The 17,566-nt window shown below is 70.9% G+C and carries 13 protein-coding genes; 7 read left to right on the top strand and 6 right to left on the bottom strand.

Annotated elements, in window-relative coordinates; translation table 11 throughout:
- Window positions 1-122 precede the first annotated feature (122 nt).
- Together lon and ACTWOL_RS25165 are read right to left on the bottom strand one after the other, a co-directional pair.
- Window positions 123-2,537: an endopeptidase La gene (gene lon, locus ACTWOL_RS25170; protein ID WP_474299052.1), complete on the bottom strand. Its 2,415-nt coding sequence runs from the start codon at window positions 2,535-2,537 to the stop codon at window positions 123-125.
- A 108-nt stretch (window positions 2,538-2,645) separates the two neighbouring features.
- Entirely contained in the window at window positions 2,646-3,440 is a 795-nt protein-coding gene (locus ACTWOL_RS25165; RefSeq protein WP_474299051.1) for a rhomboid-like protein, read from the bottom strand.
- A 290-nt stretch (window positions 3,441-3,730) separates the two neighbouring features.
- Here ACTWOL_RS25165 and ACTWOL_RS25160 point away from each other — a divergent pair, with 290 nt between their 5' ends.
- The 7 genes from ACTWOL_RS25160 to ACTWOL_RS25130 all read left to right on the top strand — a co-directional run bounded on the left by ACTWOL_RS25160 (window position 3,731) and on the right by ACTWOL_RS25130 (window position 12,906).
- Window positions 3,731-4,480, top strand: coding sequence for a spermidine synthase family protein (locus ACTWOL_RS25160; protein ID WP_474301255.1), 750 nt, complete (start codon window positions 3,731-3,733; stop codon window positions 4,478-4,480).
- A gap of 87 nt (window positions 4,481-4,567) precedes the next feature.
- Window positions 4,568-5,311: a response regulator transcription factor gene (locus ACTWOL_RS25155; RefSeq protein WP_474299050.1), complete on the top strand. Its 744-nt coding sequence runs from the start codon at window positions 4,568-4,570 to the stop codon at window positions 5,309-5,311.
- Window positions 5,308-6,432 carry a sensor histidine kinase gene (locus tag ACTWOL_RS25150; RefSeq protein WP_474299048.1) on the top strand — a complete coding sequence of 375 codons (1,125 nt, stop codon included), beginning with the start codon at window positions 5,308-5,310 and terminating at the stop codon, window positions 6,430-6,432. The genes ACTWOL_RS25155 and ACTWOL_RS25150 overlap by 4 nt, the downstream gene beginning before the upstream one ends.
- 258 nt (window positions 6,433-6,690) lie before the next feature.
- Window positions 6,691-10,524, top strand: a complete 3,834-nt coding sequence (locus ACTWOL_RS25145; RefSeq protein WP_474299047.1) for a multifunctional oxoglutarate decarboxylase/oxoglutarate dehydrogenase thiamine pyrophosphate-binding subunit/dihydrolipoyllysine-residue succinyltransferase subunit — start codon at window positions 6,691-6,693, stop codon at window positions 10,522-10,524.
- A 235-nt stretch (window positions 10,525-10,759) separates the two neighbouring features.
- Window positions 10,760-10,939, top strand: coding sequence for a DUF6104 family protein (locus tag ACTWOL_RS25140; RefSeq protein WP_028420339.1), 180 nt, complete (start codon window positions 10,760-10,762; stop codon window positions 10,937-10,939).
- 175 nt (window positions 10,940-11,114) lie between these two features.
- Window positions 11,115-11,969, top strand: a complete 855-nt coding sequence (locus ACTWOL_RS25135) for a DUF4097 family beta strand repeat-containing protein (RefSeq protein ID WP_474299046.1) — start codon at window positions 11,115-11,117, stop codon at window positions 11,967-11,969.
- Between the two features lies 1 nt (window position 11,970).
- A complete protein-coding gene (locus tag ACTWOL_RS25130) occupies window positions 11,971-12,906 on the top strand; it encodes a PadR family transcriptional regulator (RefSeq protein ID WP_474299045.1) in 936 nt (311 codons plus the stop codon).
- A gap of 60 nt (window positions 12,907-12,966) precedes the next feature.
- Here the strand turns inward: ACTWOL_RS25130 and ACTWOL_RS25125 are convergent, their stop codons facing one another.
- The 4 genes from ACTWOL_RS25125 to ACTWOL_RS25110 form a co-directional block, all read right to left on the bottom strand.
- Window positions 12,967-13,413, bottom strand: coding sequence for a PPOX class F420-dependent oxidoreductase (locus ACTWOL_RS25125; protein ID WP_474299044.1), 447 nt, complete (start codon window positions 13,411-13,413; stop codon window positions 12,967-12,969).
- 144 nt (window positions 13,414-13,557) lie between these two features.
- Window positions 13,558-14,967, bottom strand: a complete 1,410-nt coding sequence (locus tag ACTWOL_RS25120; protein ID WP_474299043.1) for a glycoside hydrolase family 5 protein — start codon at window positions 14,965-14,967, stop codon at window positions 13,558-13,560.
- 48 nt (window positions 14,968-15,015) lie between these two features.
- Window positions 15,016-15,981, bottom strand: coding sequence for a zinc-binding dehydrogenase (locus ACTWOL_RS25115; RefSeq protein WP_474299042.1), 966 nt, complete (start codon window positions 15,979-15,981; stop codon window positions 15,016-15,018).
- Between the two features lie 179 nt (window positions 15,982-16,160).
- Entirely contained in the window at window positions 16,161-17,273 is a 1,113-nt protein-coding gene (locus ACTWOL_RS25110; protein WP_474301254.1) for an NAD(P)-dependent malic enzyme, read from the bottom strand.
- Between the last annotated feature and the right edge of the window lie 293 nt (window positions 17,274-17,566).

Raw genomic sequence — 17,566 nt, 5'->3', positions numbered from 1 at the left:
GAGCACCGAGCACCGAGCACCGAGCACCGAGCACCGAGCACGGCAGAACGGGCCCGGCCCCGGCGGGGGTTCCGCCGGGGCCCGGCCCGATAACCCGGTGGGGCCGGTGCCCCGCCGGCGGATCACGCTGCCGCGGTCACCGGCACCTCCGCCGGGGCGAGGGCGATCTCGAGCACCTGCCGCACGTCCGTCACCGGGTGGACCTCCAGCTTCTCGAGCACCTCGGCGGGCACGTCGTCCAGGTCGGCCTCGTTGCGCTTGGGGATCACCACGGTCGTGGTCCCCGCCCGGTGGGCGGCCAGCAGCTTCTGCTTCAGGCCGCCGATCGGGAGCACCCGTCCGGTCAGCGAGACCTCACCGGTCATCGCCACGTCCGTGCGGACCAGTCGCCCCGACAGCAGCGATGCCAGCGCCGTCGTCATCGTGATTCCGGCGCTCGGGCCGTCCTTGGGGACCGCGCCCGCGGGGAAGTGGATGTGCACACCCCGGTCCTTGAGATCCGCGACGGGCAGCTCCAGCTCGGCGCCGTGCGAGCGCAGGAAGCTGAGCGCGATCTGCGCGGACTCCTTCATGACGTCGCCCAGCTGCCCGGTCAGGGTCAGTCCGGCGGCCCCGGTCTCGGGGTCGGCCAGTGACGCCTCGACGTAGAGGACGTCACCGCCGGCGCCGGTGACCGCGAGACCGGTGGCCACGCCCGGCACCGCGGTGCGGCGCTCGGCCGGGTCCTGCGCGGACTCGGGGACGTGGTGCGGCCGGCCGATCAGCGCGCGCAGATCCTCGTCCGTGACGGTGAACGGCAGCTTCCGGTCGCCGAGTTCGTGCTGGGCGGCGACCTTGCGCAGGAGCCGGGCGATCGAGCGCTCCAGGTTCCGTACGCCCGCCTCACGGGTGTACTCCCCCGCGAGCTTGCGCAGCGCGGACTCGTCGATGCCGACCTCGCCGTCCGCAAGGCCCGCCCGCTCCAGCTGGCGCGGAAGCAGATGGTCCCGGGCGATGACGACCTTCTCGTCCTCGGTGTAGCCGTCGAGCCTGACCAGCTCCATCCGGTCGAGCAGCGCCTCCGGGATGGCCTCCAGCACATTGGCGGTGGCCAGGAAGACGACGTCGCTCAGGTCGAGTTCGACCTCCAGGTAGTGGTCGCGGAAGGTGTGGTTCTGCGCGGGGTCGAGGACCTCGAGCAGGGCCGCCGCCGGGTCGCCCCGGAAGTCGGAGCCGACCTTGTCGATCTCGTCGAGCAGCACCACCGGGTTCATGGACCCGGCTTCCTTGATGGCGCGGACGATACGGCCGGGCAGCGCGCCCACGTACGTACGCCGGTGGCCGCGGATCTCCGCCTCGTCCCGGACGCCGCCGAGGGCGACCCGGACGAACTTCCGCCCCATCGCATGGGCGACCGACTCGCCGAGCGAGGTCTTGCCGACACCGGGCGGGCCGACGAGCGCGAGCACCGCGCCCCCGCGCCGCCCGCCGACCACGCCCAGCCCCCGGTCGGCGCGCCGCTTGCGCACCGCCAGGTATTCGGTGATCCGGTCCTTCACGTCGTCGAGGCCCGCGTGTTCGGCGTCGAGTACGGCCCTGGCGCCCCGGATGTCGTACGCGTCCTCGGTGTGCTCGTTCCACGGCAGTTCGAGGACGGTGTCGAGCCAGGTGCGGATCCAGGAGCCCTCGGGGCTCTGGTCACTCGACCGCTCGAGCTTCTCGACCTCCTTGAGGGCGGCCTCGCGCACCTTCTCTGGCAGGTCGGCGGCCTCGACCCGGGCACGGTAGTCGTCGGACTCGTCGCCTTCGGACTCGCCGTTCAGCTCGCGCAGCTCCTTGCGGACCGCCTCCAGCTGACGGCGCAGCAGGAACTCGCGCTGCTGCTTGTCGACGCCCTCCTGGACGTCCTTGGCGATGGACTCCGCGACGTCCTGCTCGGCGAGGTGCTCGCGCAGCTGGTCGGTGGCGAGCCTGAGCCGGGCCACCGGGTCGCTGGTCTCCAGCAGTTCCACCTTCTGGGCGGTGGTGAGGAAGGGCGAGTACCCGGAGTTGTCGGCGAGGGCGGACACGTCGTCGATCTGCTGCACGCGGTCGACGATCTGCCAGGCGCCGCGCTTCTTCAGCCAGCTGGTGGCGAGCGCCTTGTACTCCTTGACGAGCTCGGAAACCGCCCCGGGAACCGGGGCGGGCACCGTCTCCTCGACGGCGGTTCCCTCGACCCAGAGTGCGGCGCCGGGGCCCGTGGTGCCGGCGCCGATGCGCACCCGGCTGCGTCCGCGGATCAGGGCGCCGGGATCGCCGTCGGAAAGCCGGCCGACCTGTTCGACGGTCCCGAGGACTCCGGTCGCGGCGTACGTGCCGTCGATGCGCGGCACGAGCAGCACTCTCGGCTTGCCGGGCCGGCTGCCGGCCGCTGCCTGGGCAGCCTCCACCGCCGCCCGCACATCGGCGTCGGACAGGTCGAGCGGCACCACCATCCCGGGCAGCACGACCTCGTCGTCGAGCGGCAGCACAGGCAGAGTGAGCGCGGCGTTGTGCGGCGAGGACTCAGCAGCCATGATCTCCCCTTCTGCATTCAAGTTGAGTTGTATGGACTCAATGCAGAAGGTGCTCGGGATGTTCCCCGACGGGTGTTCGCCGTGAGCGATCGGCGCGGCACCGGGTGGTCACCCTGGGGCGACGGCCTGGCGGCGCGTCCAGAGGCGCACGAGGGGCCAGGTGGCGATCCCGGCCAGCAGTGCCAGCGGATGGCCCCAGTTGCTGACCGGATCCTCGTAGCCGAGCAGGTCGTTCAGCAGAACGACCGTCACCCCGCCGAGCACCGCCGCTCGCGTCGCCGGAGTGAACAGCCCCGCCAGCGCTCCCGCGCAGGCCAGCACGCCGAAGCTGATGCCGTAGTCGAGCCGCTGCAGCGACGAGTCGGGCAGTTGCCCGGCCAGCACGGACAGTCCGACCGGGACTTCCGTCGCCAGCGTGGCCACCACATGGCCGCCCAGGAACACCGCGGCGGTACGCACGCCCCCGATGCGCCTCTCCAGCGCGGGGACGACGAACACGAAGCCGATCGCATAGGCCGACACGAGCCCGCCCGCGACCCACAGGGCGCTGGCCCCGAGCACGATCACGGGCGCCGTGACGAGATGCGCGACATCCGTGCTGGACCCCTGGAGCAGCCCGGCGACGGTGGCCGGATCGCCGTACTCGGCGAAGAGGGAGGTGGCGATGAGCACGAGCGCATAGCCGAAGGCGAAAGGCGTGCCGATCGGAGTGGGCAGAAGCCGCGCTCGCCGGCGGATCCTCCCCGCGGACGCGGGCGCGCATCGCGGTCCGTCCACCGCGGGCAGCACGGGCACGGTCGTGTCGTGCCCGCCGGCCGGTGCCACGCGCCTTGGGGGCACGCCGCCCAGCAGTTCACGCGGCAACGCGCGCGGCCGGTCACGTAGCTGGGGCCGCTGCACCACGCATGGCTCCTTACGTTCGTGGGTCGCCGTTGCCGCCGGGCGGCCCTGACCGGGCTCCCGGACTCTGCCCAGCCAACGCGATCACCACCCACCCCGTCCATGATCTGTACCACACAGGGCATTTGGCCGGCCGCGAACCGGGCGCCACCCCAGAGCCGTCGGCGCCCGGGAGGACCATCGCGGTCAGGGCGCGGCCGGTGGCGCGCGGGAATCGGTTTGTCCCGCCGGTCCCGGCGCCGACAGGATGGTCGTGATCCGTGTCGTCCCGCCAGCCGCCGGAGGTCCTCGCCATGCCGTTCCCCGAACCGTCCACGTTCACCGCGCCTGCCGGGCCTGTCCTACCGGACGGACCCGTCACCCTCGACCGGCGCGAAGGGCCCTACGGAGAGGTCGTTCTGCGACGGCGGGACGGCGCCGGACACGGGAACGGGCATGGGAACGGCCCCGTGTACGAGATCATCGCCAACGGCTGCTTCCTCATGGACACCTCCGACGGCCGCTCCGAACGGCTGCTGATCGACGCCGCGCGCGGCGCCCTCGGCCGGCGCCGGGAGCCCCGGCTGCTCATCGGCGGCCTGGGCGCCGGCTTCTCACTCGCCCACGCCGCCGCCGACCCCGGCTGGGCCGGAATCGCCGTGGTCGAGCGGGAGCAGGCGATCATCGACTGGCATCGCGGCGGCCCGCTGTCCGCCATCACCGCGGAGGCGCTGGCCGATCCGCGTACCGAGATCCTCGCCGTGGATCTCGTCGGTCATCTCCATAACGCTTCGGAAACATACGACGCGCTGTGCCTGGACATCGACAACGGCCCCGACTGGACCGTCACCGAGGACAACGCGAGCCTCTACTCACCGGACGGACTGACCGCCTGCGCACGCAGATTGACGCCGGGCGGAGTGCTCGCCGTATGGTCGGCACGGCCGTCCGCCGCTTTCGAGGAGTCGCTGCGGAATGCCGGATTCACCGGGGTTAGAACCGAAGAGATCCGCGTTGCCCGAGGCGTACCTGACGTGGTCCATCTCGCCGTTCGCCCTGCGTAGCCGGGAGGCGATCGATGCCTTTACGCTGCTGACTGACCTGACACACCGATCTACACGCAGCTCGCAGTGCGCGACAGGGGCGGGGCGATGGACCAGACACACACCAGCAACAACGGCGCCGCGGCGTACTCGACGGCCAGCGCCCAGCGCCGGGTGCTGGTGGTCGAGGACGACACCACCATCGTCGAGGCCATCAGCGCGCGGCTGCGCGCCGAGGGCTTCCTGGTGCAGACCGCGACGGACGGCCCGGCCGCCGTCGACGCCGCCGAGGCATGGCAGCCGGACCTGATGGTCCTGGACGTGATGCTGCCGGGCTTCGACGGTCTGGAGGTGTGCCGCCGGGTGCAGGCGCAGCGACCGGTGCCGGTGCTGATGCTGACGGCCCGCGACGACGAGACCGACATGCTGGTGGGCCTCGGGGTCGGTGCCGACGACTACATGACCAAGCCGTTCTCCATGCGTGAGCTGGCGGCCCGGGTGCACGTCCTGCTGCGCCGGGTGGAGCGCGCCGCGCTCGCGGCCGTGACGCCGCGCAGCGGGATCCTGCGCCTCGGCGAGCTGGAGATCGACCACGCGCAGCGCCGGGTGCGGGTCAAGAGCGAGGACGTCCACCTCACGCCGACCGAGTTCGATCTGCTGGTCTGCCTGGCGAACACGCCGCGCGCGGTGCTCTCCCGGGAGCAGTTGCTCGCCGAGGTCTGGGACTGGGCGGACGCCTCCGGCACCCGCACGGTCGACAGCCACATCAAGGCACTGCGCCGCAAGATCGGCGCCGAGCGGATCCGCACGGTCCACGGCGTCGGCTACGCGCTGGAGACCCCGGCACCATGAGCGGGCAGGGCCGACGGCTGAACCGGCTCCGGCCCGAGCTCAGCCGGCTGCGGTCCGAGCTGGGCTCGGTCGAGATCTCGATCAAGACCAAGCTGGGCGCCCTGGTCGTGGTGTCGGTGCTGATCACGTCCGGGCTGGCGCTGGTCGCCTTCAGGACCGGCGCCGAGCTGCGGTACATCACGGTCTTCGCGATGATCACGACCTTGCTGATCACCCAGTTCGTGGCGCACGGTCTGACCGCCCCGCTGGACGAGATGAACACCGTCGCCAAGGCGATATCCCACGGCGACTACACCCGCCGGGTGAGCGGCGCCGACCGGCGTGACGAGCTCGGCGACCTCGCGACGACCATCAATCTGATGGCGGACGACCTCGAGGCCGTGGACAGGCACCGCAAGGAACTGGTCGCGAACGTCTCCCACGAGCTGCGCACTCCCATCGCGGCCCTGCGCGCGGTGCTGGAGAACGTCGTGGACGGGGTGTCGGCCGCCGACCCCGAGACCATGCGCACGGCGCTCAAGCAGACGGAACGGCTCAGCCGGCTGGTCGAGACCCTGCTGGACCTGTCCCGGCTCGACAACGGTGTGGTCACGCTGAGGACACGGCGCTTCGAGGTGTGGCCCTATCTGTCGGGGGTGCTGAAGGAGGCCAATCTGGCCGCCGGGCAGCGCGGGCTCCCTTCCGGGTCGGGCAGCCACACCCGCAAGGACGTCCATCTGCATCTCGACGTGTCGCCGCCGGAGCTGACCGCGCACGCGGACGCCGAGCGGCTGCACCAGGTCGTGGCCAATCTCATCGACAACGCCGTGAAGCACTCCCCGCCGCACGGCCGGGTCACGGTCCGTGCCCGCCGCGGGCCCCAGGCGGAGTCGCTGGACCTCGAGGTGCAGGACGAGGGCCCCGGCATCCCGCGGTCGGAGTGGCACAAGGTCTTCGAGCGCTTCAACCGCGGCAGCGTCCCGTCCCCGCACGGGCCGGGCAGCGACGGCGGTACGGGCCTGGGCCTGGCGATCGCCCGCTGGGCCGTGGAACTGCACGGAGGGCGCATCGGAGTGGCCGAATCGACACGCGGCTGCCGGATTCTCGTCACTCTTCCGGGAGCACCCCCGCGTCGCGGTTGACGTAGGGTTCGAAGCGGAGGTCCACATTCGGCGAATGTGCGGCCAGGGGGTGTGGGCCACGGGGCCGCAGCCCCGCTGTCGTGCACCCGTTTCACGGGGAACCACGCTTGTTTCCCGCCATTTCCTACGCCGAAACCGACCATCCGGTGTGACTTAGGCGACGAAGGACGTGCCCGGCCTGCACCTCCCGGCCGGGGAGGCGTAGCCTTTATTTCCGCTGTCCATCACCTTGTGAAGCGGAAGAGGGCGGTTGCCGCCGTGTCGTCTCAGTCCCCCAGTAACTCGAGCACTTCGACCGACCCTGACGGGCAGGGGAAGCACCCCGCTGCCGCGTTCGGTCCCAATGAGTGGCTCGTCGACGAGATCTACCAGCAGTACCTCCAGGACCCGAACTCGGTCGACCGAGCCTGGTGGGACTTCTTCGCCGACTACAAGCCCGGCGGTTCGGCCACCACCGGATCCGCTGCCGCGGGGGCGGCGGAGGCCACGGCCCCGCCCGCCGCCGAGCAGACGCCGAGCACCGCACAGGCTCCGGCGCCGGCCGCTCCGGCGAAGCCCGCCGCCGCTCCCGCAGCCCCGGCCCAGCCCGCCGCCGCTCCGGCCCCGGCCGCTCCGGCGAAGCCCGCCGCAGCCGCTCCCGCAGCCCCGGCCAAGCCCGCCGTGGCGAAGCCCGCTGCCAAGGCCGCCGAGCCGGCCGCTCCGGCGCCCGAGGGCCCCGAGATGCTCCCCCTGCGCGGCCCCTCCGCCGCCGTCGCGAAGAACATGAACGCCTCGCTGGAGCTGCCGACGGCCACCTCCGTCCGCGCGGTCCCGGTGAAGCTGCTCTTCGACAACCGGATCGTCATCAACAACCACCTCAAGCGCGCCCGGGGCGGGAAGATCTCCTTCACCCACCTCATCGGCTACGCGATGGTGCAGGCGATCAAGGCCATGCCGGCGATGAACTGGTCGTACGGCGACAAGGACGGCAAGCCGGTCCTGGTCAAGCCGCCGCATATCAACCTCGGCCTGGCCATCGACCTGGTGAAGCCCAACGGCGACCGCCAGCTCGTCGTCGCGGCGATCAAGAAGGCCGAGACGCTGAACTTCTTCGAGTTCTGGCAGGCATACGAGGACATCGTCCGGCGCGCCCGCAACAACAAGCTGACGATGGACGACTTCACCGGCGTCACCGTCTCGCTGACCAACCCGGGCGGCCTCGGCACGGTCCACTCGGTGCCACGTCTGATGCCCAGCCAGTCCGTGATCATGGGCGTCGGCTCGATGGACTACCCGGCCGAGTTCCAGGGCACCTCCCAGGACACCCTGAACAAGCTGGGCATCTCCAAGGTCATGACCCTGACCTCGACGTACGACCACCGGGTCATCCAGGGTGCCGCTTCCGGCGAGTTCCTGCGGGTCGTCGCCAACCTGCTGCTCGGCGAGAACGGCTTCTACGACGACATCTTCGAGGCCCTGCGCATCCCCTACGAGCCGGTCCGCTGGCTCAAGGACATCGACGCCTCGCACGACGACGACGTCACCAAGGCCGCCCGTGTCTTCGAGCTGATCCACTCCTACCGGGTCCGCGGCCACGTCATGGCCGACACCGACCCGCTGGAGTACCGCCAGCGCAAGCACCCCGACCTGGACATCACCGAGCACGGGCTCACCCTGTGGGACCTGGAGCGCGAGTTCGCCGTCGGCGGCTTCGGCGGCAAGTCGATGATGAAGCTCCGCGACATCCTCGGCGTGCTGCGCGACTCGTACTGCCGCACCACCGGCATCGAGTTCATGCACATCCAGGACCCGAAGCAGCGCAAGTGGATCCAGGACCGCGTGGAGCGTGCGCACGCCAAGCCGGAGCGCGAGGAGCAGCTGCGGATCCTGCGCCGGCTCAACGCGGCGGAGGCCTTCGAGACCTTCCTGCAGACCAAGTACGTCGGCCAGAAGCGGTTCTCGCTGGAGGGCGGCGAGTCCGTCATCCCGCTGCTCGACGCGGTCATCGACTCCGCCGCCGAGTCCCGCCTGGACGAGGTCGTCATCGGCATGGCCCACCGCGGCCGTCTCAACGTCCTGGCGAACATCGTCGGCAAGTCGTACGCGCAGATCTTCCGCGAGTTCGAGGGCAACCTCGACCCGAAGTCGATGCACGGCTCCGGCGACGTGAAGTACCACCTGGGCGCCGAGGGCACCTTCACCGGTCTCGACGGCGAGCAGATCAAGGTCAGCCTGGTCGCGAACCCCTCGCACCTGGAGGCCGTGGACCCGGTCCTCGAAGGTGTCGTGCGCGCCAAGCAGGACATCATCAACAAGGGCGGCACGGACTTCACCGTCCTGCCGATCGCCCTGCACGGTGACGCGGCCTTCGCGGGCCAGGGTGTCGTCGCCGAGACGCTCAACATGTCGCAGCTGCGCGGCTACCGCACCGGCGGCACGGTCCACGTCGTCATCAACAACCAGGTCGGCTTCACCGCCGCCCCGGAGTCGTCGCGTTCGTCGATGTACGCGACCGACGTGGCCCGCATGATCGAGGCGCCGATCTTCCATGTGAACGGCGACGACCCGGAGGCCTGCGTCCGTGTGGCGCGGCTCGCCTTCGAGTTCCGCCAGACGTTCAACAAGGACGTCGTGATCGACCTCATCTGCTACCGCCGCCGCGGTCACAACGAGGGCGACAACCCGCAGTTCACCAACCCGCAGATGGTGAACCTGATCGACAAGAAGCGCTCGGTGCGCAAGCTCTACACCGAGTCGCTCATCGGTCGCGGGGACATCACGCTGGAAGAGGCCGAGCAGGCGCTGCAGGACTTCCAGGGCCAGCTGGAGAAGGTCTTCGCGGAGGTCCGCGAGGCCACCAGCCACCCGGCCCCGGCCCATGTCCCGGACGCCCAGGCCGAGTTCCCGGTGTCGGTTACCACCGGGGTCTCCCAGGAGATCGTCAAGCGGATCGCCGAGTCCCAGGTCAACATCCCGGACCACGTCACCGTCCACCCGCGTCTGATGCCCCAGCTGCAGCGCCGCGCGGCCTCGGTCGAGGACGGCACGATCGACTGGGGCATGGGCGAGACCCTGGCAATCGGCTCGCTGCTGATGGAGGGCACCCCGGTCCGGATGGCCGGCCAGGACAGCCGCCGCGGCACCTTCGGCCAGCGCCACGCGGTGCTCGTGGACCAGGAGACCAACGAGGACTACACCCCGCTGCTCTACCTGTCCGACGACCAGGCCCGCTACAACGTCTACGACTCGCTGCTCAGCGAGTACGCGGCGATGGGCTTCGAGTACGGCTACTCGCTGGCCCGTCCGGACGCGCTGGTCATGTGGGAGGCCCAGTTCGGCGACTTCGTCAACGGCGCGCAGACCGTCGTCGACGAGTTCATCTCCTCGGCCGAGCAGAAGTGGAGCCAGACCTCCGGCGTCACGCTGCTGCTGCCGCACGGCTACGAGGGCCAGGGCCCGGACCACTCGTCCGCCCGCCCGGAGCGCTTCCTCCAGATGTGCGCGCAGAACAACATGACGGTCGCCATGCCGACGCTGCCGTCGAACTACTTCCACCTGCTGCGCTGGCAGGTCCACAACCCGCATCACAAGCCGCTGATCGTCTTCACGCCGAAGTCGATGCTGCGTCTGAAGGCCGCGGCGTCCAAGGCGGAGGAGTTCACCACGGGCGGCTTCCGTCCGGTCATCGGCGACACGGCGATTGACTCCGGCGCGCTGAACCCGGCCGATGTCCGCAGGGTCGTCTTCTGCGCCGGCAAGGTCTACTACGACCTCGAGGCCGAGCGTCAGAAGCGCGGTGCGAAGGACACGGCGATCATCCGCCTCGAGCGTCTGTACCCGCTGCCGGGTGCCGAACTGCAGGCCGAGATCGCCAAGTTCCCGAACGCCGAGAAGTACCTGTGGGCCCAGGAGGAGCCGGCGAATCAGGGTGCCTGGCCGTTCATCGCGCTCAACCTGATCGACCACCTGGACCTGGCCGTCGGCGCGGACGTGCCGCACGGCGAGCGACTGCGCCGTATCTCGCGGCCGCACTCCTCGTCGCCGGCGGTCGGTTCGGCCAAGCGCCACCAGGCGGAGCAGCAGCAGCTGGTGAGCGAGGTCTTCGAGGCCTGATCGGCTGCCGACCGGCTGCTGATCCACTCGTGATCGACGGGACCGGCCCCCCACTCACGCGACGGCGTGGTGGGGGCCGGTCCCGTTCTCCGTGTCCGTGTCCCGTGTCCGTGTCCCGCGTCCGCGTCCCGCGTCCGTGTCCGCGTCCGCGTCCGTGTCCGCGTCCGCGTCCGCGTCCGCGATGGCGCCGGCGGCGGCGGACGGCGGCTCGCCATGGGCCTATTAGGCTGTTCCCATGTACTTCACCGACCGTGGCATCGAGGAGCTGGAGAAGCGGCGCGGCGAGGAGGAGATCACCTTCGAGTGGCTCGCCGAGCAGCTGCGCACGTTCGTCGACCTCAATCCGGACTTCGAGGTGCCCGTCGAGCGGCTTGCCACCTGGCTGGCGCGGCTCGACGACGAGGACGACGAGTAGGCCTGCCGAAGCCTGTCCCTTTCCGGGCCCCTGTGCGGTTCATCCACGCACCGGGGCCCGTCGTCGTGCCGGCTGACACCTGTTGCGATACCTCTTGACTTCAATGTCTCGCGATATATCGTATCTACATCAGCAGTCGCGATATGTTGCGTCAGGCCGCCGGGAGGTCAGCACCATGCCAGAGTCGACGTGGACCGTTGCCGAGCCCCAGAAGCTCGTGTTCGACGAACCCGTGACATCTCTCAGCGTGCGCATCGTCAACGGGGCGGTGAACGTGGTCGGCACCGACGAGGAGACCGCCCGCCTGGAGGTCTCCGAGCTCGACGGCCCGCCGCTGATCGTGACCCGCAGCGGGTCCACACTCACGGTGGCCTACGAGGACGTGCCGTGGAAGGACTTCATCAAGCTGTTCGACCGCAAGCGCTGGCAGCGCCACGCCGTGGTGTCCCTCGCGGTGCCGTCGAGCGCCGCCGTCGAGGTGGGCGTCGTGGGTGCCGGGGCGGTCGTCTCGGGCATCCAGGGCCGTACGGACGTACGCGGCGTCAACGGGGACACCACACTGGTACGGCTGTCCGGCAGGATCCATGCCGAGACGGTGTCGGGCGCTCTCGAAGCCCAGGCGGTGACCGGCGAGCTGCGCTTCAACTCCGTGTCCGGCGATCTCACCGTGATCGACGGCGCCGGCCCCTCGGTACGGGCGGAGACCGTCAGCGGCGACATGGTGATCGACCTCGACGGGACCCCGACGGACGTCCGGGTCACCAGCGTCTCCGGTGAGGTCGCGATCCGGCTTCCGCACCCCGCGGACGCCCGGATCGAGGCCAACACCACCAGCGGGGCGTTGTCCAACGCCTTCGAGGACCTGCGGGTCACGGGGATATGGGGCACCAAGAAGATCACCGGCACGCTGGGCTCCGGCGACGGCTCGCTCAAGGCCACGACGGTCTCCGGCTCCATCGCCCTGCTGCGCCGCCCGCACACCGAGGACGAGACCGGCGAGGCCGCCGCCCCCACCGGAAAGGTGCTCTGACATGCCCCCCGTCTTCGCCCACGGACGGCTCCGCCTCTATCTGCTGAAGCTGCTCGACGAGGCACCCCGCCACGGCTACGAGATCATCCGCCTGCTGGAGGAACGCTTCCAGGGGCTGTACGCGCCGTCCGCGGGCACGGTGTACCCGCGGCTGGCCAAGCTGGAGGCCGAAGGCCTCGTCACCCATGCCACCGAGGGCGGCCGCAAGGTGTACTCGATCACCGACGCCGGCCGGGAGGAGCTCGCGGGCCGCGGCGGGGAACTCGCCGACCTGGAAGTGGAGATCCGCGAGTCCGTCTCGGAACTGGCCGCGGAGATCCGCGACGACGTACGCGGCGCGGCGGGCCGGCTCCGCAGGGAGATGCAGGCCGCCGCGTCGGAGAGCCGGCGCGGGGACGCGGGCCTCGGTGACGGCGATGCCTGGCGCACGGCCAAGGAGGAGATGCGGCGGGCCAAGGAGGAATGGAAGGAGCAGGCCCGCCGGGCGAAGGACGAGTCGCGCCGCGCCCGCGAGGAGGCGCAGACCGCGCGCCGCCAGGCCCGGGAGGCCCAGGAGCGGGCCCGCGAGGATGTCCGGTTCATCGCCCGGCAGGTCCAGGAGCAGGTCCAGGGCCACTTCGCGCGGGGCGACTGGCCGAGCGGTGTCCGCGAGGGCCTGTCCGAACTCACCGGCCACCTGGGCAGCCTGGCCCGCGGGACGACGGCATGGCCCCCGTTCATCAAGCCGGAACCGGCCGACGCGGACCCCGGCTGGGCGAAGGACGCCGCGGACTCAGGCGACCCGGCCCGCGACCTGGAACGCCTCCTGGACCGCCTGCGCGACGACGTCCGCGACGCGGCACGCGACCACGGCGTGACGCCGGCTCAGCTCGAAGAGGCCCGCCGCCACCTGTCGTCGGCGGCCGCCCACATCCTCGCGCTCCTGCGCAAGAGCTGAAGGTGGAACGGCCCCCTGCCCGTTCCGCCCGCAGCCGCTGCGTGGGAAGCCTTCCCGGGTCTACCCGGCGATGCCATGGCGTGCGACCACCCGGTCCACCCGTGCACGGACCAGATACTCCCCGGCGACCGCGTTGCGCTCGCCGTAACTCCGCGACCGGGCCTCGCCCATGTAGCGGGCGGCGATCCGGGTCGCCCAGTCCGACAGTTCGCGCGGGTCGTCGGTGAAGCTCGCCGTGCACTCCAGCATCACATAGGAGAACGGAGGTTCCTGATCGTCGACGCACAGCGAGAAACGCGGATCACGGCGCAGGGACTTGTACTTGAGGGATTCGTGCCACGTGGTGAAGACCAGACCGGGCCCTCCCGCACCGCCGGACTCCTCGTCGAGCAGGAACCAGACGGGCGTCACATGGGGCCTGCCGTCGGAACGGCTGGTCGCCAGCTTGCCGGTCCTCGTGCCGGTGAGCACGAAGGAGCGCCACTCCTGTTCGCTCATCTCCCGCATTCACGACTCCTCACGCTTCCCGGTGACGCCATGGTCAGGAGAGGGTACGCAGACGGAGCGGCCTTCCCGAAGAGACTCGCGCGGTACCGACGGCGGAAGGCGCCGCCGTGCTCCCGGCGGTCCGGGACCCCGAACCCGATCGGGTCAGCGCCGGTGGACGTCGATGTGCACCCGCGCCCCGGGCCGGGCGAACACCCGGTCGCCGCGCCGCGTGCCCCCGGACACCTCGATGCTCCACCCCCGCGCACTCGGCGGCAGTGACAGCCGGGTGACGCCCGGACGGGCCTCGTACGACAGCCTGTACACGCCCGCCAGGGAGTCCCACGACTCGCCGCGCACCGCTCCCGCGACCGCCGGCGCGTACGGCGCCGCCGTCTGCTCCTTGTTGGTACGGAAGCGGCCCTCGTCGTCCACGGCGCAGTAGCCGCCGCCGTAGCACCAGACATAGCCCGCCCAGCCCGAGCTGTAGCGGGCGAGCGAGGCCAGCGCCTCGCGGTAGAAGCGGCCCATGTTCGGCAGGGAGTTGTTCAGGGGGCCCCACTCCCCCACGACGACCGGGACCCGGTAGGCCTTCGGGTACGCGGTCACGGCGGCCTCGTAGGCCTCGATCCAGCCGGCCGCGGGGTCGTAGTCCGCGCCCGCCTCCATCGCCCCGTTGTAGAAGTGCGGGGCGTACACGACCCTGTGGTCCTTGATCTTTCCGAGTCCGGTCGGGACGCCCTCGCCCACGATGGGCGTCGGCTCGACGAAGAGCCAGTTGTTCCGGTCGGCCGAACGGACCGCCTTCGCCAGCCGGTTGTACATCGGCGTGAGCTGCTCGCGTTCGATGCGCCGGGCGGCGGCCGGCAGGTCCTCGCCCTGCGCCATCTCCCCCATCGGTTCGTTGATCAGGTCGTAGCCGAGCACGGCGGGGTGGTCCGCGAAGCGTCCGGCCAGCACCCGCCACATCCGGGCCTGCGCGCGCCGCAGATCCGGATCCTCGTACAGGTGCGTGAAGGCCCGCTGCACGGCGGGCTCGAAGTACTCCGCGAACCAGTCGTCGGGGTGCGGGGTGAAGGGCAGCCCATCGGTACGGGTCGCCCACTCCGGTGTACCCCGGTGGCCGAAAGCCGGGCCGAAGACGTCCTGGTGCGCATCGATCACGACCTGGATGCCGTGCTCTTCGGCCCAGCCGAGGATCCGCTCGATCTTGCGGAGATACGCCTCGCTGTAGTGTCCGCGCACCGGCTCGAGATCGTCCCAGAACACCAGCAGCCGGGCGAAGTCGAAGCCCTGGGCGCGCATGTCCCTCAGATGCCGCTCGGTGATCGCGGACAGGGCCTGGTCACCGCGGTGGTTCTTGTCCTCGATGTTCCAGCCGCGCAGCGTGAGGACCCGCCCCTGATCGTCGGTCAGCCGGGGCACATCCGAAGGCCCGGTGCCCGCCACGCGAGTGGGAGGGCCCCCGGCCGGGACGGCGGGAGCGGCACCGGCCGGAGTGGCGGGTGCGCTCGCGGCCAGGACGAGGGAGCAGACGGCAACGGCGAGAAGGTGGTGCACGGCGACCTCCGGCACGACGCGTATGGCAGTGCCGGAGATCCCATCAGTGGACCTGACGGACCATCAAGACTGGGTCAGGACAATCTTTCCGAACAGCTCCCCGGACGCCAGCTTCTCGAAGCCCTCGCGTGCCCGGTCCAGCGGCAGCACCTCGTCGATCATCGGACGCACACCCGTGGCAGCGCAGAAGGACAGCAGGTCCTCCAGCTCGTCCTTGGAACCCATGGTGGAGCCGACGATCTTCAGCTCGAGGAAGAAGATCCGGGTGAGCTCGGCGTGCGAGGGGCGGTCGCCGCTGGTCGCTCCGGAGATGACCAGGGTGCCGCCGGGCCGCAGGGACTTGACCGAGTGCGACCAGGTGGCCGCGCCGACGGTCTCGATGACCGCGTCCACCCGCTGGGGCAGCCGGGCACCCGGCTCGAAGGCGTCGACCGCGCCCAGTTCGACGGCCCGCCTGCGCTTGGCCTCGTCGCGGCTGGTGGCGAAGACGCGCAGCCCGGCCGCCTTCCCGAGCGCGATCGCCGCGGTGGCGACACCGCCGCCCGCGCCCTGGACGAGCACGGAGTCACCGGGGCGCACGCCGGCGTTGGTGAAGAGCATGCGGTACGCCGTCAGCCAGGCGGTCGGCATACAGGCCGCCTCCTCGAAGGAGAGCCCCTTCGGCTTGGGCAGCACGTTCCAGGCGGGCACCGCGACCTGCTCGGCGAAGGTGCCCTGGTAGCGCTCGGTCAGGATGGACCGGGGCTCGTTCGGGCCGACGCCGTGGCCCGTCTGGCCGATGACGGAGTGGATCACGACCTCGTTGCCGTCGGCGTCGACACCCGCGGCGTCGCAGCCGAGGATCATCGGGAGCTTGTCCTCGGACAGGCCGACGCCCCGCAGCGACCACAGGTCGTGGTGGTTGAGGGACGCGGCTTTGACGTTCACGACCGTCCAGCCGGGGGGTGCTTCGGGCGCCGGGCGTTCACCCAGTTCAAGTCCGGTCAGTGGCTGGTCACGGTCGATGCGGGCGGCGTAGGCAGCGAACATGACCTTGACGATAGGGCGGTCCGGTACGCGGCGGGAACTGTGCGCCGGTGTGACACACGCCCTCTTTTCACCGCCCGGTTCACCTGCTCCGGACCGCTCGTGGCCCGCAACGGCGACGGGCCGTGCCGGGCACCCCGCAAGGTGCCCGGCACGGCCCGGTCGAAGGCCGCTGGGGGCCGTCAGCGCCGCGCCACGCCCTCCGCGCGGGCGGCCGCGGCCACGGCGGCCGTGACCGCCGGGGCGACCCGCTCGTCGAAGGGGGACGGGATCACATAGTCCGCGGCGAGCGCGTCGCCCACCACGTCGGCGAGCGCGTTCGCCGCCGCGATCTTCATGCCCTCCGTGATCCGGGACGCGCGCACCTGCAGCGCGCCCGCGAAGATGCCCGGGAAGGCGAGCACGTTGTTGATCTGGTTCGGGTAGTCGCTGCGGCCGGTCGCCACGACCGCGGCGTACTTGTGCGCCACGTCGGGGTGGACCTCCGGGTTCGGGTTGGCCATCGCGAAGACGAAGGCCCCCTCCGCCATCGAGGCGACCGCGGTCTCCGGCACCGTACCGCCGGAAACGCCGATGAAGACGTCGGCGCCGGCCAGTGCCGACTCCAGCGATCCGCTCAGACCCGCGCGGTTGGTGAGCTCGGCGAGCTCCCGCTTGACCGGTGTGAGGTCCTCGCGGTCACGGCTCACGATGCCCTTGCGGTCGGCGACGGCGACATCGCCGAGCCCGGCCTCCAGCAGGAACTTGGCGATGGCGACACCCGCGGCGCCTGCGCCCGAGATGACCGCGCGCAGATCGCCCAGGCCCCGGCCGGTCAGCTTCGCCGCGTTCCGCAGGGCGGCGAGCGTCACGACCGCGGTGCCGTGCTGGTCGTCGTGGAACACCGGGATGTCGAGGCGCTCCTGCAGCTTGCGCTCGATCTCGAAGCACCGCGGCGCCGAGATGTCCTCCAGGTTCACTCCGCCGAAGGAGGGAGCGAGGCGGACGACGGTCTCCACGATCTCGTCGGCGTCCGTGGTCGCGAGCGCGATCGGCACCGCGTCGACGCCGCCGAACTGCTTGAACAGGATCGCCTTCCCCTCCATCACGGGGAGCGAGGCCTCCGGACCGATGTCACCGAGGCCGAGCACGGCCGTACCGTCCGTGACGACCGCCACGACCTGCGACTTCCAGGTGTAGTCGTTGACCAGGTCCGGCTGCTCGGCGATGGCACTGCACACCTTGGCGACGCCGGGCGTGTATGCGAGGGACAGGTCGTCCTTGTCCCTGATGGGCACCGTGGTCTGGATGGCCATTTTGCCGCCGCGGTGCAGGGCGAAGGCGGGATCGAAGGGTTCGCCGGAGTCTCCGGCGGCGCCCTCCGCTTCCGTACCGCTCTCGCTGTGGGGATTGACGATCTCCGCTGCCATTTTTGGTTGACCCCTTAAGTCTTCATCAGTTGAGGGTGGCCACTCCTGGTTGAGGAGGGGTGGGCGGGCACCGCGTCCGTTCCCTGCACTGGGCGGGTTGGCCCGCCCGCCAGGGGGAGGTACGTACGCGCGGGCGCGCCGCACAACGCGCCCTGAGCCCCGGATGAGGGGTGTAAGGA

The sequence above is a fragment of the Micromonospora sp. IBHARD003 genome (assembly GCF_056106285.1).
The sequence above is the reverse complement of the archived record's forward strand: the minus strand, read 5'-3'. Positions and strand labels throughout refer to the sequence as shown.